The sequence below is a fragment of the Enterobacter sp. UPMP2061 genome (genome assembly GCF_053709615.1).
In genome coordinates this window covers 330047-351820 of sequence record NZ_JBSKJP010000001.1, presented here as the reverse complement: position 1 = coordinate 351820, position 21774 = coordinate 330047, and the positions used below count along the sequence as shown (strand labels likewise).

The 21774-nt window shown below is 56.7% G+C and carries 24 protein-coding genes; 10 read left to right on the top strand and 14 right to left on the bottom strand.

Annotated features, from left to right (window positions below):
* Positions 1-115: 115 nt before the first annotated feature.
* Both ACWKXX_RS01680 and ACWKXX_RS01675 read left to right on the top strand, forming a co-directional pair.
* Complete coding sequence (locus ACWKXX_RS01680) at positions 116-1339, top strand: phosphoadenosine phosphosulfate reductase (RefSeq protein ID WP_032103104.1); 1224 nt, start codon at positions 116-118, stop codon at positions 1337-1339.
* A complete protein-coding gene (locus tag ACWKXX_RS01675; RefSeq protein WP_023303279.1) occupies positions 1324-1950 on the top strand; it encodes an IbrB-like domain-containing protein in 627 nt (208 codons plus the stop codon). The genes ACWKXX_RS01680 and ACWKXX_RS01675 overlap by 16 nt, the downstream gene beginning before the upstream one ends.
* Here ACWKXX_RS01675 and ACWKXX_RS01670 read toward each other — a convergent pair whose 3' ends face one another.
* Positions 1951-3111 (bottom strand): pyridoxal phosphate-dependent aminotransferase, encoded by a 1161-nt coding sequence (locus tag ACWKXX_RS01670; protein ID WP_261666377.1) that lies wholly within the window; start codon positions 3109-3111, stop codon positions 1951-1953. It lies immediately after the preceding gene.
* A 122-nt stretch (positions 3112-3233) separates the two neighbouring features.
* Between ACWKXX_RS01670 and ACWKXX_RS01665 the strand changes: the two genes are divergently transcribed.
* From ACWKXX_RS01665 to ACWKXX_RS01655, 3 genes are read left to right on the top strand one after another with little or no spacing between them, the layout of a single operon-like run.
* Positions 3234-3848, top strand: coding sequence for a methylthioribulose 1-phosphate dehydratase (locus tag ACWKXX_RS01665; protein ID WP_261666378.1), 615 nt, complete (start codon positions 3234-3236; stop codon positions 3846-3848).
* Positions 3845-4534 (top strand): acireductone synthase, encoded by a 690-nt coding sequence (gene mtnC / locus ACWKXX_RS01660; protein WP_047052951.1) that lies wholly within the window; start codon positions 3845-3847, stop codon positions 4532-4534. The genes ACWKXX_RS01665 and mtnC overlap by 4 nt, the downstream gene beginning before the upstream one ends.
* Positions 4531-5073 carry a 1,2-dihydroxy-3-keto-5-methylthiopentene dioxygenase gene (locus tag ACWKXX_RS01655; RefSeq protein WP_261666379.1) on the top strand — a complete coding sequence of 181 codons (543 nt, stop codon included), beginning with the start codon at positions 4531-4533 and terminating at the stop codon, positions 5071-5073. Before mtnC ends, ACWKXX_RS01655 begins: the two co-directional genes overlap by 4 nt.
* 70 nt (positions 5074-5143) lie before the next feature.
* Here the strand turns inward: ACWKXX_RS01655 and ACWKXX_RS01650 are convergent, their stop codons facing one another.
* A complete protein-coding gene (locus ACWKXX_RS01650) occupies positions 5144-6463 on the bottom strand; it encodes a DUF6602 domain-containing protein (protein WP_261666380.1) in 1320 nt (439 codons plus the stop codon).
* 13 nt (positions 6464-6476) lie between these two features.
* Positions 6477-6713 carry a helix-turn-helix domain-containing protein gene (locus tag ACWKXX_RS01645; RefSeq protein ID WP_045349844.1) on the bottom strand — a complete coding sequence of 79 codons (237 nt, stop codon included), beginning with the start codon at positions 6711-6713 and terminating at the stop codon, positions 6477-6479.
* Between the two features lie 106 nt (positions 6714-6819).
* Between ACWKXX_RS01645 and ACWKXX_RS01640 the strand changes: the two genes are divergently transcribed.
* Complete coding sequence (locus ACWKXX_RS01640) at positions 6820-7092, top strand: helix-turn-helix domain-containing protein (RefSeq protein WP_045325706.1); 273 nt, start codon at positions 6820-6822, stop codon at positions 7090-7092.
* A 35-nt stretch (positions 7093-7127) separates the two neighbouring features.
* Here ACWKXX_RS01640 and ACWKXX_RS01635 read toward each other — a convergent pair whose 3' ends face one another.
* Positions 7128-7607, bottom strand: coding sequence for an SRPBCC family protein (locus tag ACWKXX_RS01635; protein WP_213813006.1), 480 nt, complete (start codon positions 7605-7607; stop codon positions 7128-7130).
* A gap of 42 nt (positions 7608-7649) precedes the next feature.
* On the bottom strand, positions 7650-8666 hold the full coding sequence (gene mtnA / locus ACWKXX_RS01630; RefSeq protein WP_261666382.1) for an S-methyl-5-thioribose-1-phosphate isomerase: 1017 nt from the start codon (positions 8664-8666) through the stop codon (positions 7650-7652).
* 102 nt (positions 8667-8768) lie between these two features.
* Here mtnA and mtnK point away from each other — a divergent pair, with 102 nt between their 5' ends.
* Positions 8769-9968 carry an S-methyl-5-thioribose kinase gene (mtnK, locus tag ACWKXX_RS01625; protein WP_017694331.1) on the top strand — a complete coding sequence of 400 codons (1200 nt, stop codon included), beginning with the start codon at positions 8769-8771 and terminating at the stop codon, positions 9966-9968.
* An 87-nt stretch (positions 9969-10055) separates the two neighbouring features.
* Here the strand turns inward: mtnK and ACWKXX_RS01620 are convergent, their stop codons facing one another.
* From ACWKXX_RS01620 to ACWKXX_RS01605, 4 genes are all read right to left on the bottom strand, one after another.
* Complete coding sequence (locus ACWKXX_RS01620) at positions 10056-11297, bottom strand: LVIVD repeat-containing protein (protein WP_261666383.1); 1242 nt, start codon at positions 11295-11297, stop codon at positions 10056-10058.
* A gap of 83 nt (positions 11298-11380) precedes the next feature.
* Positions 11381-12445 (bottom strand): sugar ABC transporter substrate-binding protein, encoded by a 1065-nt coding sequence (locus ACWKXX_RS01615; RefSeq protein ID WP_032103097.1) that lies wholly within the window; start codon positions 12443-12445, stop codon positions 11381-11383.
* Between the two features lie 19 nt (positions 12446-12464).
* A complete protein-coding gene (locus tag ACWKXX_RS01610) occupies positions 12465-13460 on the bottom strand; it encodes an ABC transporter permease (protein ID WP_032103096.1) in 996 nt (331 codons plus the stop codon).
* On the bottom strand, positions 13457-14959 hold the full coding sequence (locus ACWKXX_RS01605; protein ID WP_261666384.1) for a sugar ABC transporter ATP-binding protein: 1503 nt from the start codon (positions 14957-14959) through the stop codon (positions 13457-13459). The genes ACWKXX_RS01610 and ACWKXX_RS01605 overlap by 4 nt, the downstream gene beginning before the upstream one ends.
* A 159-nt stretch (positions 14960-15118) precedes the next feature.
* Between ACWKXX_RS01605 and ACWKXX_RS01600 the strand changes: the two genes are divergently transcribed.
* From ACWKXX_RS01600 to ACWKXX_RS01590, 3 genes are all read left to right on the top strand, one after another.
* Positions 15119-16207: an oxidoreductase gene (locus ACWKXX_RS01600; RefSeq protein ID WP_261666385.1), complete on the top strand. Its 1089-nt coding sequence runs from the start codon at positions 15119-15121 to the stop codon at positions 16205-16207.
* A 356-nt stretch (positions 16208-16563) separates the two neighbouring features.
* Positions 16564-16869: a type II toxin-antitoxin system RelE family toxin gene (locus ACWKXX_RS01595; protein WP_045142683.1), complete on the top strand. Its 306-nt coding sequence runs from the start codon at positions 16564-16566 to the stop codon at positions 16867-16869.
* Complete coding sequence (locus tag ACWKXX_RS01590) at positions 16841-17245, top strand: helix-turn-helix domain-containing protein (protein ID WP_032670385.1); 405 nt, start codon at positions 16841-16843, stop codon at positions 17243-17245. Before ACWKXX_RS01595 ends, ACWKXX_RS01590 begins: the two co-directional genes overlap by 29 nt.
* Here the strand turns inward: ACWKXX_RS01590 and ACWKXX_RS01585 are convergent.
* The 5 genes from ACWKXX_RS01585 to ACWKXX_RS01565 all read right to left on the bottom strand — a co-directional run bounded on the left by ACWKXX_RS01585 (position 17242) and on the right by ACWKXX_RS01565 (position 21774).
* Complete coding sequence (locus ACWKXX_RS01585; protein WP_126818659.1) at positions 17242-17439, bottom strand: YbdD/YjiX family protein; 198 nt, start codon at positions 17437-17439, stop codon at positions 17242-17244. The genes ACWKXX_RS01590 and ACWKXX_RS01585 overlap by 4 nt on opposite strands.
* Before the next feature lie 60 nt (positions 17440-17499).
* Positions 17500-19605, bottom strand: a complete 2106-nt coding sequence (gene cstA, locus ACWKXX_RS01580) for a pyruvate/proton symporter CstA (protein WP_261666386.1) — start codon at positions 19603-19605, stop codon at positions 17500-17502.
* A gap of 149 nt (positions 19606-19754) precedes the next feature.
* Entirely contained in the window at positions 19755-20168 is a 414-nt protein-coding gene (entH, locus tag ACWKXX_RS01575) for a proofreading thioesterase EntH (RefSeq protein WP_196278037.1), read from the bottom strand.
* A complete protein-coding gene (gene entA, locus ACWKXX_RS01570; RefSeq protein ID WP_165768964.1) occupies positions 20168-20920 on the bottom strand; it encodes a 2,3-dihydro-2,3-dihydroxybenzoate dehydrogenase EntA in 753 nt (250 codons plus the stop codon). Before entA ends, entH begins: the two co-directional genes overlap by 1 nt.
* Positions 20920-21774 carry an isochorismatase gene (locus ACWKXX_RS01565; RefSeq protein ID WP_047734276.1) on the bottom strand — a complete coding sequence of 285 codons (855 nt, stop codon included), beginning with the start codon at positions 21772-21774 and terminating at the stop codon, positions 20920-20922. Before ACWKXX_RS01565 ends, entA begins: the two co-directional genes overlap by 1 nt.

Genomic DNA, 21774 nt, shown 5'->3' with positions numbered 1-21774 from the left:
TGATGAATACAAAAATCGCAAACTGAAAAAATGATCCCGTGAAAATAATGAAAAATGATTTCATAATATCGTCTTAATTTTTTCCAGACATTTAACACGCAGGATGCGATTAACCATGTCGATCTATAAAATCCCTTTACAGGAAAATGTTTTAGACGCTTCAGCGGAACGCATAGACTGGACGCTAAACAATTTCTCCAGGGTATGCGTTTCCTTTTCCGGTGGAAAAGATTCTACCGTGATGCTGCATCTCGTTGCCCAGCAAGCACGGCAATTAAAGCGAAAAATAGATGTCATCTTTCTGGACTGGGAAGCGCAATTCTCCTCAACCATTCAGCATGTTGACACGATGAGAACGCAGTATCGGGATGTTATCCATCAGTTCTGGTGGGTAGCGCTTCCGCTCACGACCCAGAACGCCCTGTCACAGTTTCAACCTGAATGGCAGTGCTGGGAACCCGGGACAAACTGGGTTCGCCAGCCACCGGAAGATGCCATTACCGATTATCACTATTTCGATTTTTATCAGCAGGGAATGACGTTTGAAGTCTTCGTGCGAGAGTTTGCCGAATGGTATGCGCAAAAACGTCCTGCCGCCGTCATGGTGGGGATCCGCGCCGATGAATCCTACAACCGCTTTCTGGCTATCGCGTCGGCACGTAAGCAGCGCTTTTCTGACGATAAACCCTGGACGACCGTCGCACCGGGCGGGCACACCTGGTATATCTACCCTTTGTACGACTGGAAAACCGCCGACATCTGGACGTGGTTCGCGAAATCGAAATGTTGCTATAACCCGTTATACGACCTGATGTACAAGGCGGGGGTGCCGCCGCGTTATATGCGCATCTGCGAACCGTTTGGCCCGGAACAGCGTCAGGGCTTGTGGCTCTATCATGTCATTGAACCCGAACGCTGGGCGGCGATGTGTGAGCGTGCCTGCGGGGTGCGCAGCGGCGGTATTTATGCCGGGCACGATAACCATTTTTATGGCCACCGGAAGATCCTGAAACCAGACCATCTTGGCTGGCGCGAATACGCCATGCTGCTACTCGACAGCATGCCGCAAAATACGGCGGAACATTACCGCAATAAAATCGCGGTTTATCTCCACTGGTATCAAAAGCGAGGCATGAACGATATTCCCGATACGCAGGAGGGTGACATTGGTGCAAAAGATATCCCCTCCTGGCGACGCATTTGTAAGGTTTTACTCAACAATGACTATTGGTGCCGGGCACTTTCGTTTAGCCCAAATAAGCCCAAACACTATCAGCGCTACAGCGACAGAGTGAAAGCAAAACGCAAGGAATGGGGGATTTTATGCAACAACGAATAATCACCGAAATGGAAACGTACCTTCAGGCACTTTCTGAGGAAGAGCGAATAGCCGCTATTAATGCGTTTCGTCAGGCATTACATGAAATCAGCCCTTTTCGCGATCAGCCCGTCGATTGCGTATTGTGGATAAAAAAGACAAACATCAGCGCTAACGATTACAACCCAAATAACGTCGCGCCACCGGAAAAGCGGCTGCTCAGCAAGTCACTGGAGCTGGATGGATTCACACAGCCTATCGTGGTGACGGAAAATGCGCCACAGCACTACGAAATTGTCGATGGTTTTCACCGCCATGATATCGGCAGTAACCGGGCGACCCTGAAGCGCCAGCTTAAGGGTTACCTTCCTGTCACCTGCCTGCGTAAAGCGCGGCAGGAAAAGTTCGACCGCATGGCTGCGACCATTCGCCACAACCGCGCGCGCGGACGCCACCAGATCAACGCCATGTCAGAAATCGTGCGCGAGCTGGTGCTTATGGGCTGGAGTGAGCAGAAAATTGGCCAGGAGTTGGGTATGGACAGCGATGAAGTACTGCGTCTGAAGCAGATCAACGGTCTGCTCGAACTCTTCGCAGACCGTCGTTTTTCTGAAGCCTGGACGGTGAAATAGTCAGAGCGCGTTTAACCGCGCTGCCGCTGCCAGCAGCGTCGATTCCTGCTTCGCAAAGCAAAGTCGGATCAGCTTATGCGGGAAGGGATCGGCGCAGAACACCGACAGCGGAATGGCCGCCACGCCCACCTCTTTCGTCAGCCACTGGCAGAAACTCACGTCGTCCAGATCGGAAATCGCGCTGTAGTCGGCCAGCAAGAAATAGGTCCCTTCACAGGGTAAAATCTCCAGACGGCTTTTGCTCAACGCAGCCACAAACCGATCCCGACGCGCACGGTAGAAATCCGGTAGCTCACGGTAGTGTCCGGGTTCGCTGCGCAGCATATCCGCCAGCGCCAGCTGAGCGGGTGTGTTCACCGCAAACGTCAGATACTGATGCACTTTACGCAGCTCAGCGCTGATGGCGGCGGGCGCCACGCAGTACCCGACCTTCCAGCCGGTCATATGGTAGGTTTTGCCAAATGACGATACCGCGATTGCACGCTCACGAAGCTGCGGATGCGCCAGCACGCTGGCATGCCCCTCTTCGGCGAAGCAGATATGCTCATACACCTCGTCGCTCAGAACATAGATTTCACGTTCGGCGATGGCCTGCCACAGGGCGGCAAAATCGCTCTTCTGCCACACCGTCGCCGATGGGTTGTGCGGCGTATTCAGGATCACCAGCCGGGTTTTATCGCTCAGCAGCGCGGCAAACGCCTGCCAGTCCGGACGAAAATGCGGCGGCTGGAGCGCCACGCGTTTCACTACGCCGCCGGCCAGTTCAATCGCCGGGGCGTAGCTATCGTAGCTGGGGTCAAAACAAATAACCTCGTCGCCGGTACGCACCAGGGCGGTTATCGCCGCATACAGCGCTTCGGTCGCCCCTGCGGTTACCGTGATATCGCTGTTCGCGTCAGGCTTATGGCCGTATAACTCCGCCGTTTTATCCGCAATGGCTTCACGCAACGCCTGCACGCCGGTCATCGGCGCATACTGGTTGGCTCCCTGCGCAACGTGGTACGCCAGACGCTCCTGCAAATATTTCGGCCCGTCAAAATCCGGGAAACCTTGTGAGAGGTTAATGGCGTTGTGCTGCTGCGCCAGGGCGCTCATCTGCGTAAAAATCGTCGTGCCGAGATTCGGAAGTTTACTCTGCGGGATCAACGGGTTATTGCTCATTGTAGTGTGCCTGCCTGTAATACTTATGTTGCTGACACTATAACACGATGTTAGTCTTTGGCAATCAAGACGCTTAGACGTCTAAACGATATAAATATTCCTGGCCGAGAGGGTAAAAGGAAATGACAGACAACCTGCAACTCACACACCTTGTCGAGGCCTGCCGCTGGATTGGCGCTAAAGGCTGGGCGCCCGCTACCGGCGGCAATATGTCCGTGCGTCAGGATGAACACCTGTGCTGGCTGAGCGAATCCGGAAAAGACAAAGGCAGCCTGACCACCGCCGATTTTCTACAGGTTGAAATCGCCACCAACCGGGCGCCGCCTGGCCGTAAACCGTCGGCAGAGACCGGGCTGCATACCCTCATCTATCGCCTGTTCCCCGAGGCTAACGCCGTCCTGCACGTTCACACCGTCAATGCCACGGTACTGTCGCGTCTGGTCAACGAGGCCGAGCTGAAGATCACCGGTTTTGAGATGCAAAAATCCCTTACCGGGCAGACCACGCACCGGGATACGGTGGCCATCCCCGTGTTTGATAACGACCAGGACATCGACGCCCTCGCCTCACGCATCGCCCATTACGCGCAGGAACGCCCGCTTAATTATGGTTTTCTTCTGCGCGGCCATGGCTTAACCTGCTGGGGACGCGACGTGGCCGAAGCCCGCCGTCATCTGGAAGGTTTAGAATTCTTATTTGAATGCGAAATGCGTTTACGACAATGGGAGAGAGTATGATTCGCGCGATTGTGACGGATATTGAAGGGACTACCAGCGATATCCGTTTTGTCCATGATGTTTTGTTCCCCTACGCGCGTGAGCGGCTGGCGGCCTTTGTGACCGCGCAGCAGTACGCCGAGCCGGTCAAATCGATTCTGGACAACCTGCGCGATGAAATCAGCGCTCCGCATGCCAGCGTCAGCGATCTCATCAACGTGCTGTTTACCTTTATGGATGAAGACCGCAAATCAACGGCGCTCAAAGCCCTGCAAGGCATCATCTGGCAGGACGGTTACGTCAACGGTGACTTTACCGGACATCTCTATCCTGACGTACTGCCCGCGCTGGAAAAATGGAAGGCGCAAGGAATTGATCTTTATGTTTATTCCTCTGGCTCCGTCGCCGCGCAGAAACTGTTATTTGGCTACAGCGACGAAGGTGATATTACTCATCTGTTCAGCGGCTATTTTGATACCCACATTGGCGCCAAGCGCGAGGTGCAGTCTTATCAAAATATTGCGACGCAAACGGGCATCGCCCCGTCGCAGATCCTGTTCCTGTCGGATATTCATCAGGAGCTGGACGCGGCTGAACAGGCGGGTTTTCGCACCCTGCAACTGATTCGCGGTGAAGATGACGGCGCAAGCCATCATCATCAGATCCACCAGTTTGACGAGATTAATCCGGAGCAGATCCCTTCATGAGCGCATTGACCATTTATTCCGATAAAGACGCCAGTCAGCACCAGTGGCACAGCACCGACGCCGCCGAGATTGCTCAACAGCTGAACGCCAAAGGCGTGCGTTTTGAACGCTGGGCGGCGGATCGCGATTTAGGGCACGATCCCGCGCCTGAAGCCGTGATCGCGGCGTATCAGCATGCGATCGACAAGCTGGTGGCAGAGAAAGGTTACCAGAGCTGGGATGTGATCAGCCTGCGCGCCGACAATCCGCAGAAAGAGGCGCTGCGCGCGAAGTTCCTGAACGAACACACCCACGGCGAAGACGAAGTGCGCTTTTTCGTGGAAGGGGCGGGATTATTCTGCCTGCACATCGGCGATGAGGTGTATCAGGTGCTGTGCGAGAAAAACGACCTGATTTCCGTTCCCGCGGGCACGCCGCACTGGTTTGATATGGGCTCAGAGCCGAACTTTACCGCCATTCGTATTTTCGATAACCCGGAGGGTTGGGTCGCACAGTTTACCGGGGATGCGATTGCGGATGCGTATCCACGCTTAGATTAAACATTCTACTAGTACTTCAGTCATTCCATTACCGTGTTGAATGTTGTGACTGAAGTCATAAAGAAAAGTATCACTCTATAACAATCAAATGAATATAATCTTTTGCCACCCCTTTTTTATCACACCATATATCCAAATTCTCTCGATTTGACGTTAAATAGCTAAAACCATCAATATCGGTAACAAGCAATAAACAGGAAGAAATCGGACGAATGTAATGCTCAACTTGTTTAAATAAAAACAAACTCATCATTTCTCCCATTAACTCTTTCTGCGTAACATGATAATTTTCAGCAATCGATGCCAAATGATCCTCATGAATATAACCGCCATTTATTAACATGATATGAAAAACAGCTAGTAGTTTTTTGTCTATACGTTCCGGCTCCCAATTTTTTAGAAATACTCTCTTTTTTAATTCATTTTCTTTCATTTCTACATATCTAAAGTTCCAACCAGTACGTCCGTCCTGATGTACGGGTATAGCATACAATAACGGTGCCAGAATTTCATCTTTTGGATTATTTCCCCATGGCATTTTTACATCAAAATAAAATGATATTTTTGACCAGATTATTTCCAACATAATTCTTGCAGCATTGTCCCTCATTGATACCAACGCCGACCATTGCTGATCTTTATTGATAGCAAGAAAAGGCATGCCATTAGCCTTAACAATACTGATATTATTAGTTGTCACCAATGTAGGAAAGCTGGGTACTCCGAAGCCTTCCCCAGATAACTTACTTTTCTCAATTAAGATATCAACAAAGGCATTCCGGATTCCATATTCAGTTGTATATCCACCATATCCATGGATAATGCTTGATGGGGCCAGACTTTCTTGTACCAAAGCATAGAAAAGAATGGCATCTGTTTTGGATAAGGAATGAATATCTCTATAAAAAGTCGGTGCATCTCTTCCTGTTATTTGAGAATAGTGCTTACTTGCAATAGAAATATTAGGATTAAATGTTGGATCTCTCAATTTAAGTTCAAAATATTTAGCAAATTCCTTCCTAATAAACCTTAGATGGTCAAAAGCATCTGCGTAATCTGACTTATTCAAAGTTTTCTTCACTTCAAAAACACATAAAACTTGATCTATAGGATAAATAAAGTCACTAGTTAATCCATACCTTTTCCCTTCTCCATGAACAAGCATTCCATCAATTTGGTTAGATAAAATTTTATCACGTATAGAGATAAACCCCGAAACTACTTTAAGCTCTAATCCGCTAGGGATAATAAACTCTTGATCAATACTTTGCTTTGTAATTTCTTCATAAGCAGAACCAAGTGTAGGCATATGAGGCATTTCAACTTCATTAAGTTTACTTCTTTCGATTTCTATAAACCGCTCTAATAACTCAGAAGCTTTCTCAATCATAAAACCTCACATTTTAATCATGGGATTTTATAGTATTAATCACAGTTGATGGTTCTAATCCTATCATCTGCGCCAGATGCACAAACTCCACCACATCTAACCTGCGCTCCCCGTTTTCCACTTTAGCGATAAACGACTGCGGTTTGCCCAGTGCCTCAGCAAGCTGTGCCTGAGTAATTCCCTTCTCCTTACGAGCTTTCTTCAACGCATTGATAACACGTTGGTATTCTTCTGAATAGACTGAGGCCATTGTTCCGATTCCATACAAATATCCTGAAATCGAATATCCTCCCATTGCGTTTTTATCCCAAAACAGGATAATTGAGTGCGTAACGAACACATGTAAGGAGGACACAATGCGTCATCAGAACTGGCATCCTGCCGATATCATCGCCGCACTAAAGAAACATGGAACAAGCCTCGCAGCCTTGTCTCGAAAGGCTGGGCTTTCATCATCCACACTGGCAAATGCGCTTACCCGACCATGGCCTAAAGGTGAATTGCTTATCGCTCAGGCGCTAGACATTCCGCCTGATGTGATATGGCCGGAAAGATATTTTGATGAAAAGGGAGCGCCAGTATTTCGTCAGATGAGGAATACAAAAAAGAGAAATCTGTCTTCAACATGATCAACGCCTTCTCCCCCTCACCCCAACCCTCTCCCTCAAGGGAGAGGGGGTTGAAGAGACTTCACATACCCCACCAGCTGATCCAGCACCACGCCCCACCCCTCGTCGAAGCCCATTTGCTCATGCTGCTCGCGGATTTCCTTCGTCGGATGACGCGCAATCGCCGTGTAGCGGGTTTTGCCCTCCCCAACGTCCTCCAGCAGCAGGATCGCCGTCATAAACGGCTTTTCGGCAGGCTTCCAGCCCTCGGTATAACCGTCGGTAAAGACCAGCTTGTTCCCCGGGTCGATTTCAAGAAACACGCCCCGGTTATCCATCCGCTGCCCATCCACCTCAAATATGGTGTTGAACCGCCCACCCACGCGCAGATCGAGGTCGCAGTCGATCACCTTATGCGGTGCAGGAATGAAGAAGTTTTTGATGTGCTCCGGCGTGGTCCAGCAGAGCCACAGCAGGTCGCGCGGTGCATCCACCACGCGCTCCAGTTTTAAGTCTGTGTCAGGATCGAGCGTCACGATGTTGTCCTCTCAGGAAACCCCCTTAAAGAATAGCCGGACTCAGGCAAATTTCCCTTCCGCCACCTCGTCCGGTGTGACCACGCCTGTATCCAGCACCCAGCCGCTAATCAGCGAGGCGGGCGTGACGTCAAACGCCGGGTTATAAACCTGCGCCTCTTGCGGCGCCCACTGCACCGCGCCAAAGCTTCCCGCCACGCCCGTCACTTCGCTGGCGGCGCGCTGCTCAATCGGGATTGCGTCACCGTTCGGGCAGTCCGGGTCGAGGGTCGTTTGCGGGGCAGCGACGTAGAACGGAATGCCGTGAAACTTCGCCAGCACCGCCAGGGAATAGGTGCCGATTTTGTTCGCCACGTCGCCGTTGGCGGCAATGCGGTCTGCACCCACCCACACGGCGTCCACCTGCCCTTTTGCCATCAGGCTGGCGGCCATGGAGTCGGTAATCAGCTGATACGGTACGCCCAGCTCGCCGAGTTCCCACGCGGTCAGCCTGCCGCCCTGCAATAGCGGACGGGTTTCATCCACCCAGACGTTGCTTACCTTGCCTTCCTGATGCGCGCGAGCAATCACCCCCAGCGCGGTACCGACGCCCGCCGTCGCCAGCCCGCCGGTGTTGCAGTGGGTCAGCAGACGGCTGCCGGGCTTCACCAGCGCGCTGCCCGCACTGGCAATAGCGTCACAGAGCCGTTTGTCTTCGTCAATCAGCCGCAGCGCTTCAGCCACCAGCGCCGGAATATAATCTTCCTGCCACAGCGCAATCTTCATGCGATCGAGGTTATTCATCAGGTTCACCGCCGTCGGGCGGGAGGCGCGCAGGGTTTCCAGCGCCACCGCCAGCTCGTCGCGGCTTTTGCCGCTTTCCGCTAACAGCGCCAGCAGCAGGCTTGCAGAGAGTCCAATCAGCGGCGCGCCGCGCACCCGCAGGGCGTGGATGTGCCCGACCAGCGCCTCGACCGTCGAGGCATCCAGCCAGCGTTTCTCCTGTGGAAGCGCCTGCTGGTCGAGAATAAAGAGCTGATTATCCGCCACCCGCAGGCTGGTCGTCTGTAATGTCTGCATGTCGTTAATTCCCTGTTGCGTTGTTGTAGCACATTGTGTCAGGATGAAATCCAGATGTATAGACGTCTACATGTCTTAATTAGCAAAACTGAGGAGCAGTCCATGTCGCAATACCGTACCTTTACCGCTCAGGACGCCGTGGAGTATGCCAGGCAGTTTGGCGGACTTGACGATCCTTCATCGCTGGTAGAGGCGCAGGAAATCGGCGACGGCAACCTCAACCTGGTCTTTAAAATTTTCGACCGCGCGGGCGTGAGCCGCATCGTCGTTAAGCAGGCGCTGCCCTATGTACGCTGCGTCGGCGAATCCTGGCCGCTGACGCTGGATCGTGCCCGTCTTGAAGCGCAAACCCTGGTCGAGCATTACCAGCACAGCCCGCAGCACACGGTGAAAATCCACCACTTTGACCCGGAACTGGCGGTGATGGTGATGGAAGATCTCTCCAGCCATCGCATCTGGCGCGGCGAGCTGATTAACAACATTTACTACCCCCAGGCGGCGCGTCAGCTGGGGGAATATCTGGCTCACACCCTGTTTCACACCAGCGATTTTTATCTGCATCCGCACGATAAAAAAGCGCAGGTAGCGAAATTCATCAACCCGGAGATGTGCGAGATCACCGAAGATCTGTTCTTTAACGATCCGTACCAGATCCACGCGCGCAACAGCTACCCGGCCGAGCTGGAAAACGATGTTGCCGCCCTGCGCGACGACGCCCAGCTTAAAATCGCCGTGGCCTCCCTCAAGCACCGCTTTTTCTCGCACGCCGAAGCCCTGCTGCACGGAGACATTCACAGCGGTTCGATTTTTGTGGCCGACGGCAGCCTGAAGGCCATCGACGCTGAGTTCGGCTATTTTGGGCCGATTGGCTTTGACGTTGGCACCGCCATCGGCAACCTGCTGCTGAACTTCTGCGGCCTGCCTGGGCACCTCGGCATTCGCGATGCCGCCGCCGCGCGCGAGCAGCGCCTGACCGATATTCAGGAACTGTGGAACACCTTCGCGGAGCGCTTCCAGGCGCTGGCAAACGAGAAAGCCCGCGACGCCGCACTCAGCGCGCCGGGCTATGCCTCCGCGTTCCTGAAAAAGGTCTGGCATGACGCCATCGGGTTTTGCGGCACCGAGTTGATTCGCCGCAGCGTCGGGCTTTCACACGTGGCGGATATCGATACCATCCAGGATGAAGCCATGCGCCACGAATGCCTCCGCCATGCAATATCCCTCGGTAAAGCGCTGATTGTCATTGCCGACCGCATCGACAGCGCGGAAGAGCTGGTGGCGAGAGTGCGGCAGTACAGTTGAGAACGTTTGCCCGGTGGCACTGCGCTTACCGGGCCTACGGGTGCAAAATGTAGGCCGGGTAAGGCGAAGCTGCCACCCGGCAAAAACTCACCCCAGATACTCAATCACCGACATCCCGCCGTTATAGTCCGTGCTGTAAATAATCCCCTGCGCATCCACAAATACGTCACACGACTGGATCACCTGCGGGCGGTTGGGCCGCGTATCCATCATCCTCTCCGGCGCCGCGGGCACCAGTGCTCCCGTTTCTACCGGGCGATACGGATTGGAAATGTCATACGCGCGCACGCCCGCGTTCTGGTACGTCGCGAAGATCAGCGTTGAGCTGACGAAGCTCCCCGGCCGGTTTTCGTGCAGGTTGTGCGGGCCGAAATGCGCCCCTTTCGCCACGTAGTCAGTTTCATCCGGCTGCGGGAAGGTGGCAATACTTACCGGATTCGACGGCTCGCGGATATCAAACAGCCAGATCAGCTTTTCGCCGTCCTGCTGGTTATCCAGCACCGCCTCGTCCAGCACCACCAGCAGGTCGCGGTCCGGCAGCGGCAGCGCGGTGTGCGTCCCACCGCCAAACGGCGGGCTCCAGTTACGGTGGCTAATGAGCTTAGGCCGGGTGCGGTCCTTCACGTCCAGCAGCGTCAGGCCGCCGTCACGCCAGCTGCCATACGCGGTGTCGCCGGCAATAATCGCATGGTGCAGCGCGTAGCGTTTGCCTTCCGGCCAGTCCGGCTTCTCACCTTCGGCCTGGTTCATCCCGGGCAGCCACCAGCGCCCCGCGACTTCAGGCTTACGCGGGTCCGCAAGATCGATGATCAGAAAGATGTAATCGGTAAAGCCGTCGATCAGCGCTGAAACGTAGGCCCAGCGGCCGCCGACGTACCAGATGCGGTGAATGCCGATGCCGCTCAGCGACAGAAAGCCGATTTCGCGTGGCCTGTCCGGCGTGGAGATATCAAAGACGCGAAGCCCGGCGCTCCAGACTTTATCCTGCACGTCGCTGACGGTCTCCCCCACCTGGCGGGTGTAGTAGACCTTCTCATCGGCAAAACGCGCATCGGCAAACAGATCCCGGGCGTTGATCACCAGCAGCAGATCGTCGTGCGCCTGGAGGTGTACGTTCCAGGTACCCGGCGGCGCGGGCACGTAACCTGCGGCTTTTGGTTTTTTCGGATCGCGCACGTCAACAATGGAAAAGCCCTGCGACACCATATGACCGATATAGGCGAAACCACGGTGCACCATCAGCTGTACACCGTCCGGACGACCGCCCTGGTCGCTGTGGCCAATCAGCCGCATATTGCGGCTGTATTCGGGTTGAGGTAATGCAGACATGTATAAGTCCTTTCGCCGGATGGCGGCTGCGCCTTATCCGGCCTACAACACCGTAGGCCCGGTAAGCGAAGCGCCACCGGGCATTATTTTGACCTGGCTTCAAGCGTCGCAAACCACGGCGCGATAAAATCTTCCGTCTGGCCCCAGCCCGGAATGATTTTCCCCAGAGACGCCACGTTCACCGCGCCCGGCTGGGCGGTCAGCAGCGCCTGCGGAATAGCCGCCGCCTTGAAATCGTAGGTGGCAGGCGTCGCTTCTCCGGCAATCTTATTGGCGATCAGGCGTACGTTGGTCGCGCCAATCAGCTTCGGATCTACCGCCACGCTCACCTTCCACGGGCTACCCGGCTCGCGCATCAGCTGGAGATCCTGGTTGGAGATGTCGATGCTGTAGAGCTTGATCTCGGTGCGACCATTCTCTTTCAGCGCCTTATACGCGCCCTGACTGAAGGCATCCCAGGTCCCCCAGATGGCGTCGATTTTACCTTTCGGGTATTTCGCGAGGATCGCCCCCACCTTGTTGGCGGTGTCGCCCTGCACGTCCGAGGAGACCGCGCCGATGGACTCCAGCTCTTTAATCTCCGGATACTGTTTTTGCAGTTCTTTGTAGGCCGCCTGACGGCGCTCCATCGGTGGGAAGCCCGCGACCCACAGCTTGACGATATTGGCCTTGCCGTTGAAATCTTTCGCCAGTTGACCAAAAGAGAGGTTGGTCAGGGAGGCATCGTCCTGCTGGGTAACGGTTACGCCCGGGATCTCGCCGTTCACGGCGGTATCAAACACCGAAACTTTAATCCCGGCATCCACCGCCTTCTTTACCAGCGCGGTGGAGTACGGATCGCGCCCCTGAGAGAGAATAATCCCGTCGTATTTCTGGCTGATGGCCTGGTTCACGAAATCCTGGAATCTGGCGTCGTCCCCGTTACTTAAAAACGTGCTGACCTTAAAGCCGAGCTTTTTCCCTTCCTGAATCGCCCCGGCAACAAACTGCGTGGTGTTGTCGTCCGAGCCCAGGTTGCGGATCACCGCAATGCGAATGGGGCCGTCATGGCTGGCAATGGCGGCCGGAACCGGCGCGGGGGTAGCCGCCAGGCCCGGCAAAGAAGTGAGTAATCCAAGAGCTACCAAAGAGAGCGCAATCTTTTTCATTTATTATCCCGTTGTGTTGTCAGCGTTTTTGTATGTAAGTAATCGCCAGTGCCATCGCGAGCACCAGCCCTTTTATAATGTCCATGGCGTAATACGGCACGGAGAGCATCACCAGCCCGTTCGACAGCACGCCGAGGATCACCGCCCCCACCAGCGTGCCCAGCGCGTTCGGCTTGCCGGACCCGGCCAGCGAGAACCCGATCCACGCCGCCGCCACCGCATCCATCAGGTAGCCGCCCCCCGCATTCACCTGCGATGAACCGATACGCGAAGCCAGCAAAATTCCGCCCAGTCCCGCCAGCAGCGAGGCGATCACGTAGGCCGCCACCTTGTAGCGCGTGGTGCGAATACCGGAGAGACGCGCAGCTTCCGGGTTGCCGCCAATGGCGTACATCCGGCGTCCGTGGGTGGTCAGCGACAGGCCAAGCTGCGCCAGAATCGTCACCACCAGCATGACGATCACAATGGTCGGCACCTGCCCCAGCAGGCTGAACGCCGCCGGAATGGTCCCTTCCGCCATGTCGCCGCTCGGCAGCACCATGTTCTCGGTAATCGACCCGCCGTAGCTGTAGGTCATCGCCACGCCCTGGATGACAAACAGGCTGGCAAGGGTCGCGAGCATGTCCGGAATGCGCAGGATGACGATCAGAAAGGCGTTAAACAGGCCGACCAGCGTGCAGAGCGCAAGGGTCAGCAGAATCGACTCGGTGGTGCCGAAGCCGTGCCAGACGAAAAGCGAAATCACCAGCGCGTTCGCCAGCGACGCGGTTGACCCCACCGAGAGATCGAACCCGCCGACGGTCAGCGAAATCGAGACGCCGATGGCAATCACCGTCACGATGGCAATCGAGCGCAGAATGTTGATGATGTTGTTCGGATCGAGGAAGCTGTCCGACGCCAGGCCAAACACCGCCACCAGCGCGACGACGGTCAACAGCATGCCCCACCTGTAGAGAAAATCGAAAATCTGCTGACGGCCAGACGCCGCCGCGTTCACTGAAAGGGCCTTGCTCACGACGCCGTTCCTCCGGTTGAATAATAAAGTAGTGTCTCTTCCCGGGCCTCGGCTCCGGCGATTTCCGCCACGATGCGTCCGTCCCACAGCACGCAGATGCGGTCGCACAGCCCGACCAGCTCGGCGAACTCGCCCGAGGCGTAAATGACACCTTTGCCCTCGCGCGCCAGGCCGTCGATCAGCTGAAACAGATCGGTTTTGGCCTTCACGTCCACGCCTTTGGTCGGCTCGTCGAATATCAGCACGCTGGCGTCATTGCGCAGCCATTTGCCGATGGCGACCTTCTGCTGGTTACCGCCGGAAAGCCGACGCAGCACCTGCCCCGGCCCGCGCGTGCGCACACCGACGCGGGCAATCACCTCTTCTGCCCAGCGCCACGCCTGACGATGACCAAACAGGCTCCAGCGCGAGAAGCTGTTATCGGCGCACACGGCAAGGTTCATGCTCACCGGCTCGTCGATAAAAATGCCCTCTTTGCGCCGCTCCTCCGGCACCAGCGCCAGACCGCGCAGTACCGAGTCTGCCGGATCGCGCGGTTTCCAGGCCTGATGGTTCAGCTCGCCGCTCGCGACGCGGCTTTTGCTGGCGCCAAACAGCGCCTTGCAGAGTTCCGTTTTCCCCGCTCCCGCCAGCCCGGCAATGCCGAGGATTTCGCCTTTGCGCAGGTGCAGGGAGATATCTTTCAGCAGCGCGTCGTCGTGCAGCCCTTCCACCCGCAGCAGCGTCTCTTCACCGTGCGGCGGACGCGGGGGCGGATAGATATCGCTCAGCTCGTGGCCGAGCATCTTCTCGACGATCTCCTCTCCGCTCAGATCCGCCATCGGGCCGGACTCAATCAGCCTGCCGTCGCGCAGCACCGTCAGGGTGTCGCAGATGGCCTTCAGCTCGTGAATGCGGTGAGAGATAAACACCACGCCGATATCCTGCTGTTGCAGACGTCTTACTACCGCAAACAGACGCTCACTCTCGTGCGCGTCCAGCGGCGCGGTGGGCTCATCAAGAATGAGAAAACGGCAGTGGTGCGACAGCGCCCGCGCCAGCAAAATCTGCTGTTTTTCAGCCAGCGAACAGCTGTCGATGGAGCGGCGAACGTCAAGCGAAACATCCAGCTGCGCCAGCGCCTGCCTTGCCTGCTGACGAATTGTGCGCCAGCTGTAGCGGTGCCCCGGCTGCGCCAGCTGGTCGAGCATGATGTTTTCGGCAATGCTTAACCCGGGGATAAGCGCCACATCCACCTCCTGCTGCACGAGGTGGATACCCAGTCGTTTAGCGTCCAGCGGCTCGCGGATGCTTACCGGCTGGTTGTTAATGCAGATTTCGCCTTCATAACGATCGTGCGTCCCGCACAGCACCGCCATCAGCGTCGATTTCCCCGCACCGTTGGCGCCGGTCAGCGCATGCACCGACCCGCCGTTCAGGGTGAAATCCACGCGTGACAGGGCCTGAAAGCCGGAAAAGGCCAGGCTTATACCGCGCATCTCAAGGCGACTGGAAACCATCCGCGTAAATCCTTCATTACTCTTCTGATTTAGCGAATTTTTCACAGCTCCTGTTGACTGACAACGACGGAAAAGGCATAAGATAAAGCGAAATATTATTAGCCATCCGGATGTCCAGACATAACATCGGGTTAGCGCTTGCTAAAAAAGGACAACTTCATGAGCAACACCGATATCCGCGTCGTGCCCGGCCCGGCGAACTACTTCTCTCATCCGGGAAGCCTTGCGCGCCTGGATGATTTCTTTACTCCGGAACAGCTTTCCCGCGCGGTGTGGATCTACGGCGAGCGGGCAATCGAGGGCGCACGCCCTTATCTGCCGCAGAGTTTTAACGCGACGGGGGCAAAACATCTGTTGTTTAAGGGCCATTGCAGCGAGCGTGACGTCACTCATCTGGTGAACGAGTCGGGAAATGAAGCCAGCGTGGTGATTGGCGTGGGCGGCGGCGCGGTGATGGATACGGTCAAGGCCGTGGCGCGTCGTCTGGGCGTGCCGTTCGTGGGCATTCCCACCATCGCCGCCACCTGCGCGGCGTGGACCCCGCTCTCCGTCTGGTACAACGATGCCGGTCAGGCGCTACAGTTTGAGATTTTTGACGACGCCAACTTTCTGGTGCTGGTGGAGCCGCAGATCATCCTTAACGCCCCGGCGGAATATCTGCTGGCGGGCATCGGCGATACGCTGGCGAAGTGGTACGAAGCGGCGGTGCTCGCCCCTCAACCTGAGAGTCTGCCGCTGACCGTGCGTCTTGGCCTGAACGGTGCGCTGGCGATCCGTGACGTGCTGCTGGCACGCAGCGAAGAGGCGCTTGCGGATCAGCAGCGCGGCGAACAGACGCAGGCGTTCCGGGACGTGGTGGATGCGATTATTGCCGGAGGCGGAATGGTCGGCGGTCTGGGTGAGCGCTATACCCGCGTGGCGGCGGCGCACGCGGTGCACAACGGGTTAACCGTGCTGCCGCAGACGGAAAAATACCTGCACGGCACCAAGGTGGCCTACGGCATTCTGGTGCAGAGCGCCCTGCTCGGTCAGGACGACGTGCTGGCGCAGCTGGTGGCGGCGTACCAGCGCTTCAATCTGCCGACCACGCTTCGCGAGCTGGACGTCGATATTCACAACCGCGACGAGCTGGATAAGGTCATTGCCCACACCCTGCGCCCGGTGGAGTCGATTCACTATCTGCCGGTGACGTTAACGCCTGAGGTGCTGCGCGCCGCGTTTGAGAAGGTGGAATCCTTCAGCCGCTAATCGCGCCGACGGGCTATACCTAATGATGATTCTCTCCACTCTTGCAACGAGGTCATCATGCAGATCGATTTAACAGGTAAAAAGGCGCTGGTTACTGGCGCCAGTCGTGGGCTGGGGCCGCGGGGCAAATTTCCGGCACCGGTCTGGATGTCGACGGCGGTCTGAACGCCTGATCGCAAATTTACTGCAAGCCTCTGTCGCCCGGCAGAGGCCTGTTCGAGGCGCCTCGACGATTCGCGTTTTGCCGCTTTCACCCGTTTTTTCTCCGCTCTACAGTACCCCATTAGAAATTCGGAATTTATCTAATAGTCTTATTATTTCCTTATATTTTGTGTGGGCGTACAGTGGAGGTACGGATGAAGATTGTCTGGTCCAATGGTGCAAAAAAGGCATTTTCCAGAATTGACGAGCGGTATCAGCGTCGCATTGAGGTAAAGCTTACTGAGCTGGATGACCGCTCGGCTCCCCGGCCCGATATCAAAAAAATATCGGCGACCGAAGATCATTTCCGGCTTCGCGTAGGCGATTACCGCATCGTCTATACGCTTCGGGACAATCCTGATAACCATTGTTATGTTTTGGCCGTCAAGCGCAGAACTTCAACGACTTACCTGCATGAGGAGAGTGCCACCTATGGCTGTTCAGCTAATCAAGGACGATAACGGGAAAACGCAGTACGCCGTTATTCCCTATCACGAATATTTTCGTATGCTCTTACAAATGTCAGAAATTGACGACGAAACCGACGACGATCTGGAGGATATTGAAGTCGAACACGATAGTCTGGATGACGTGGAATTGCCCGGAGAAGTATGCAGCATCATGACCTGGCAAAACGTCAGCCTACAGGCCGCCTGGCGCATTTTACGCGGCATGTCCCAGCAGGAGGTGGCGGAGAAGCTTGGCATCAGCCAGTCCGCCGTGTCACAGCTGGAAGCGCTGGACTCCCGACCGCAAAAGCGCACCCGCGAAAAGCTGGCGGCAATTTACGGCTGTAAACAGGAGCAGATCAGCCTCTATTTACCAAAAGAGGGTTAACAGCACTTCGCCCCGCCCTTGCCGCCGTAGCGGGCGTCCTGACGGTCGCGGAAAAATTCTTCGTAGGTCATGGGCGTCTGATCCGGGTGGTTGACGCGCATATGCTCGATGTAGTTGTCGTAATCCGGCACGCCAATCATCATTTTAGCGGCCTGGCCCAGGTATTTACCTGCTTTGGAAAGGGTGTCGAACATAGTTCTGATCTCACAGGAAATGTAGGCCGGGTAAGGCGAAGCCGCCACCCGGCACACGGGTTAATGCGCCCCTTTCGCCTGGGTGACAATCTCGTCCAGGTTCTCAGGCATTGGCTCATACGGCGTCTCTTTCGCCGTCGGTGTGTCGACTTTCAACGCCGCCAGCGCGGTTTTCAGAGAATACAACGCCAGCACCACAACCACCACCATAAAGAAGATGGTCAGCCCGGCGTCCAGACGGTTGTTAAACACCAACTGCGACAGTTGAGATTCGGTGTACTGTGCCGGGATCTTACCGCTGTCGATCATCGCCTGGAACTTGTTGGCGATCGCCAGGAAGCCCACCTTATTGTCCGGGCTGAAGGCTTTCTGCCAGCCCGCGGTCAGGGTACAGATCAGCAGCCACGCCGTTGGCACCAGCGCCACCCATGCGTAACGCTGGCGCTTCATCTTGAACAGGACTACGGCACAGAGCATCAGGGCCATGCCCGCCAGCATCTGGTTGGCGATACCGAACAGCGGCCACAGGGTGTTAATCCCGCCCAGCGGATCGACCACGCCCTGATGCAGGAAGTAGCCCCACGCCAGCACGCACAGCGCCGTCGCCAGCAGGTTAGCCGGGAGTGAATCGGTACGCTTCAGGTTCGGGGAGATCACCCCCAGCAGATCCTGCAACATAAAGCGCGCCGCACGCGTACCGGCATCCACCGCCGTCAGAATAAACAGCGCCTCGAACAGAATGGCGAAGTGATACCAGAACGAGACATCCATCAGCCCGCCCAGCGCGCCGTGCAGAATGTAGGCCATGCCCACCGCCAGCGTTGGTGCCCCGCCTGCACGAGAGATAATCGACTGCTCGCCGACCTCATTAGCGATATGCGTCAACGTTTCAGGGGTAATCGCAAAGCCCCAGCCGCTGACCACCTGCGCGGCAGAGGCCACCACGTCAACGGTGCCCACCGGGGCCAGTACCGCCATTGGGCTGTTCATCGCAAAGTAAACGCCCGGGTCAATAATACAGGCCGAAACCAGCGCCATAATCGCCACGAAGGACTCCATCAGCATGCCGCCATAGCCGATCAGGCAGGCCTGATTTTCATTCGCCAGCATCTTCGGCGTGGTCCCGGAGGCGATCAGCGCGTGGAAGCCCGACACCGCCCCACAGGCGATGGTGATAAACAGGAACGGGAACAGGTTGCCGGTCCAGACCGGGCCGGTGCCGTCAATAAATTTGGTCAGCGCAGGCATGGTCAGAGTCGGGCGCATAATCAGAATGCCGATCGCCAGCCCGACGATGGTGCCGATTTTCAGGAAGGTGGAGAGGTAGTCACGCGGGGCCAGCAGCAGCCACACCGGCAGCACCGCCGCCACAAAGCCATAGCCCACCAGCATCCAGGTCAGCTGCACGCCGGTGAAGTCGAAGAACGGCGCCCAGGTCGGGCTTTCCGCTACCCAGCCGCCGGAGATAATGGCAAACACCAGGAACACCAGGCCAATAACTGAAACTTCACCAATGCGCCCCGGACGCAGATAGCGGATATAGATCCCCATAAACAGCGCCAGCGGAATGGTGAAGGCGACGGTATAGGTTCCCCACGGGCTGTGGGTCAAGGCTTTCACAACGATCATCGCCAGCACCGCGAGGATGATCACCATGATCATAAAGGTCGCCACCAGCGCAATCACCCCGGCGGTTGCGCCCATCTCCTCTTTCACCAGCTCACCCAGCGAACGACCGTCGCGGCGGGTGGAGACGAACAGCACCATGAAGTCCTGCACCGCGCCCGCCAGCACCACCCCCGCGAGGATCCAGATCATCCCTGGCAGGTAGCCCATCTGCGCGGCCAGTACCGGCCCCACCAGCGGGCCTGCCCCGGCAATCGCCGCGAAATGGTGACCGAACAGCACTTTTTTATCGGTCGGCACGTAGTCCAGACCGTCGTTATGACGCACGGCCGGCGTCATGCGCGTGCCGTCTACGCCCAGTACCGTCTTAGCGATATAGCGGCCATAAAAACGGTATGCGATCAGATAAATGCAGACGGAGGCGACGACGATCCACAGCGCGTTGATCTGCTCCCCCCGGTTGAGGGCGATATAGCCCAGGGCAAAGGCTCCCACCACGGAGAGCACCGCCCACGTAAGGTATTTCCCTGAGTTGTTCATAGTTGTTGTCCGTTGTTGTGAAACAGTGAGATGTTACATTTTGTTTCTAGAACAACGGATAAAATTTAACAACTTTGAAACGCAATAATGCGTGGTCAAACCAGAGATTTACACCACAGTGTTAAGCCGATCACTTTCAGCTGAATGACTTACCCCAACACCATCGTACTCAACCGACAGGTACAGCACCGCCGCCCCTGCTCGTCGAACACCACGATCTCCCAGCTCTGGCTGGAACGGCCCAGATGCAGCGGCTGACACACGCCGCGTACCTTACCGTGAGAGACCGCGCGGTGGTGCGTGGCATTCAGTTCCGTGCCCACCACGTTCTGCCCGTCACGGGTCATCAGAAAACCGGCCATTGAGCCCAGCGTTTCCGCCAGCGCCGCCGAGGCGCCGCCATGCAGCAGGCCAAACGGCTGGTGGGTGCGGGCATCCACCGGCATCTCCGCTTCCAGCGTATCGTCCCCGAGGCGGGTATAGACGATGCCAAGGTGCCCCACCATCGTATTCAGGCTGGTGACGTTCAGCTCCTCGAGCGTTAAATGACGTTTCCAGATCATTACGCCCCCAGCGTGGAGCCGCCGTCCACCACGATATCCTGCAAGGTGATATGGCTGGCGGCATCGGATGCCAGGAACAGCACGGTCGCAGCAATCTCCTGTGGACGGGCAATTTTACCGAGCGGAATGCCGAGCTTGAACTGCTCGCCAAAGCCGCGAATGCGCCGCTGTTCCGCATCATCGCTGGTCCACAGGGTGCGCTGCATGTCGGTATCCGTTGAACCCGGCGACACCAGGTTACAGCGTACGCCGCTGCCCGCCAGTTCCAGCCCGACGGTCAGCGCCAGGCTTTTCAGCGCCGCTTTCGACGCGCCGTAGGCGCTCATGCCGATGCGCGGCGTGTGCGCCGCGTCAGAGGCCACCGTCACAATCGCCCCCCCCTGCTGATGACGGAACTGGCCCATCGTCTGCTGGAACAGGTTGAACGCGCCGCCGACGTTGACCGCAAAGGTCTGCTGCCAGTCCTCCTGCGAGAGCTGATCCGTCGCGCCCATACGCAGAATGCCCGCCGCGTTAACCAGCACATCGAGCCGCTCAAGGCTGCTGAGCAAACGCCCGCAGACGTCACTCGCCTGCACCGCATCCGCCACGTCCAGCGTTTCGGTGGCAAACGGATATTCGCCGTGAGGGAAAGCCAGATCGAACCCGGTCACCTGCGCCCCGGCCTCCACAAATGCCAGCGCGGTCGCATAACCAATGCCCTTACCCGCGCCCGTCACCCAGACCGTTTTACCGGTGAAATCAAAAGCCATCACTTCACCTCGCGGGAGAGCAGCGCCCACCAGGCATCGAGGGTCGGATTTTTTGCCAGCATCACGAAATCAATGTCGCCGTGCACTTTGCGCCAGCGGGCGGCCAGCGCCATCATGCGCACTGAATCCAGACCGTAGTCGATCAGGTTTTCGTCATCCATCGGCTCGTCGGACTCGTCCAGCAGCGGCAGGATCAGCTCACGCAGCGCGGCTTTCGTTGTCGGAACGGACGGCAGCAGCTCGTCGGTCATCACCACGCGGCCCGAACGTCCTGCCACGTATTTCAGCGACATCAGGTGCTCGTCGCGGGTGAAATCCGCCAGCGCGTCGGCGATAAAGAACGGTTTGATGTCGCGCATAAAGGCGTCGGTGGCGGTGGTCATGCAGCCGATGTGGGCGTACACGCCGGTGATCAAAAGCTGGTTGCGCCCGGTCTCTTTAAGCATCTGCTCCAGCGGCGAGCGGTGAAACGCGCTGTAGCGCCACTTCACCAGCACAGTGTCCGCTTCGTCCGGGGTCAGCTCAGCGACGATGCGCTGCTGATCCGGCGAGCGAGTCAGGCCCGGCCCCCACATATCGTTCAGCAGGGCGCGGTCTTCATCGCTCTGATCTTTCGGCTGCGCGGTGTAGTACACTGGAATATTGTGCTCTTTGCAGTACGCGCGCAGTTTAGCGATGTTCGCCACTACCTGCTGCATCATGTCGCTATTTTCGCCCCAGAAGTTCAGGAAGTACTCCTGCATATCGTGGATCAGCAGCGCGGCGCGCTCCGGTTCAAACGCCCAGTTCACTTTACTGGTCGGCAGTTCGGCGGCGGTTGGCAGCGCGTATGCGGTTAATTTTGGAATGGCCAT

Coding starts and splice junctions, on each gene's coding strand:
- ACWKXX_RS01585 (WP_126818659.1), bottom strand. CDS start 17,439: ATGTTCGACACCCTTTCCAAAGCAGGTAAATACCTGGGCCAGGCCGCT.
- ACWKXX_RS01650 (WP_261666380.1), bottom strand. CDS start 6,463: ATGATTGAGAAAGCTTCTGAGTTATTAGAGCGGTTTATAGAAATCGAA.
- ACWKXX_RS01615 (WP_032103097.1), bottom strand. CDS start 12,445: ATGAAAAAGATTGCGCTCTCTTTGGTAGCTCTTGGATTACTCACTTCT.
- ACWKXX_RS01665 (WP_261666378.1), top strand. CDS start 3,234: ATGACAGACAACCTGCAACTCACACACCTTGTCGAGGCCTGCCGCTGG.
- entH (WP_196278037.1), bottom strand. CDS start 20,168: ATGATCTGGAAACGTCATTTAACGCTCGAGGAGCTGAACGTCACCAGC.
- ACWKXX_RS01620 (WP_261666383.1), bottom strand. CDS start 11,297: ATGTCTGCATTACCTCAACCCGAATACAGCCGCAATATGCGGCTGATT.
- ACWKXX_RS01640 (WP_045325706.1), top strand. CDS start 6,820: ATGCGTCATCAGAACTGGCATCCTGCCGATATCATCGCCGCACTAAAG.
- ACWKXX_RS01590 (WP_032670385.1), top strand. CDS start 16,841: ATGGCTGTTCAGCTAATCAAGGACGATAACGGGAAAACGCAGTACGCC.
- ACWKXX_RS01600 (WP_261666385.1), top strand. CDS start 15,119: ATGAGCAACACCGATATCCGCGTCGTGCCCGGCCCGGCGAACTACTTC.
- cstA (WP_261666386.1), bottom strand. CDS start 19,605: ATGAACAACTCAGGGAAATACCTTACGTGGGCGGTGCTCTCCGTGGTG.
- ACWKXX_RS01645 (WP_045349844.1), bottom strand. CDS start 6,713: ATGGCCTCAGTCTATTCAGAAGAATACCAACGTGTTATCAATGCGTTG.
- mtnC (WP_047052951.1), top strand. CDS start 3,845: ATGATTCGCGCGATTGTGACGGATATTGAAGGGACTACCAGCGATATC.
- mtnK (WP_017694331.1), top strand. CDS start 8,769: ATGTCGCAATACCGTACCTTTACCGCTCAGGACGCCGTGGAGTATGCC.
- ACWKXX_RS01670 (WP_261666377.1), bottom strand. CDS start 3,111: ATGAGCAATAACCCGTTGATCCCGCAGAGTAAACTTCCGAATCTCGGC.
- ACWKXX_RS01675 (WP_023303279.1), top strand. CDS start 1,324: ATGCAACAACGAATAATCACCGAAATGGAAACGTACCTTCAGGCACTT.
- ACWKXX_RS01595 (WP_045142683.1), top strand. CDS start 16,564: ATGAAGATTGTCTGGTCCAATGGTGCAAAAAAGGCATTTTCCAGAATT.
- ACWKXX_RS01655 (WP_261666379.1), top strand. CDS start 4,531: ATGAGCGCATTGACCATTTATTCCGATAAAGACGCCAGTCAGCACCAG.
- entA (WP_165768964.1), bottom strand. CDS start 20,920: ATGGCTTTTGATTTCACCGGTAAAACGGTCTGGGTGACGGGCGCGGGT.
- ACWKXX_RS01565 (WP_047734276.1), bottom strand. CDS start 21,774: ATGGCCATTCCAAAATTAACCGCATACGCGCTGCCAACCGCCGCCGAA.
- mtnA (WP_261666382.1), bottom strand. CDS start 8,666: ATGCAGACATTACAGACGACCAGCCTGCGGGTGGCGGATAATCAGCTC.
- ACWKXX_RS01680 (WP_032103104.1), top strand. CDS start 116: ATGTCGATCTATAAAATCCCTTTACAGGAAAATGTTTTAGACGCTTCA.
- ACWKXX_RS01605 (WP_261666384.1), bottom strand. CDS start 14,959: ATGGTTTCCAGTCGCCTTGAGATGCGCGGTATAAGCCTGGCCTTTTCC.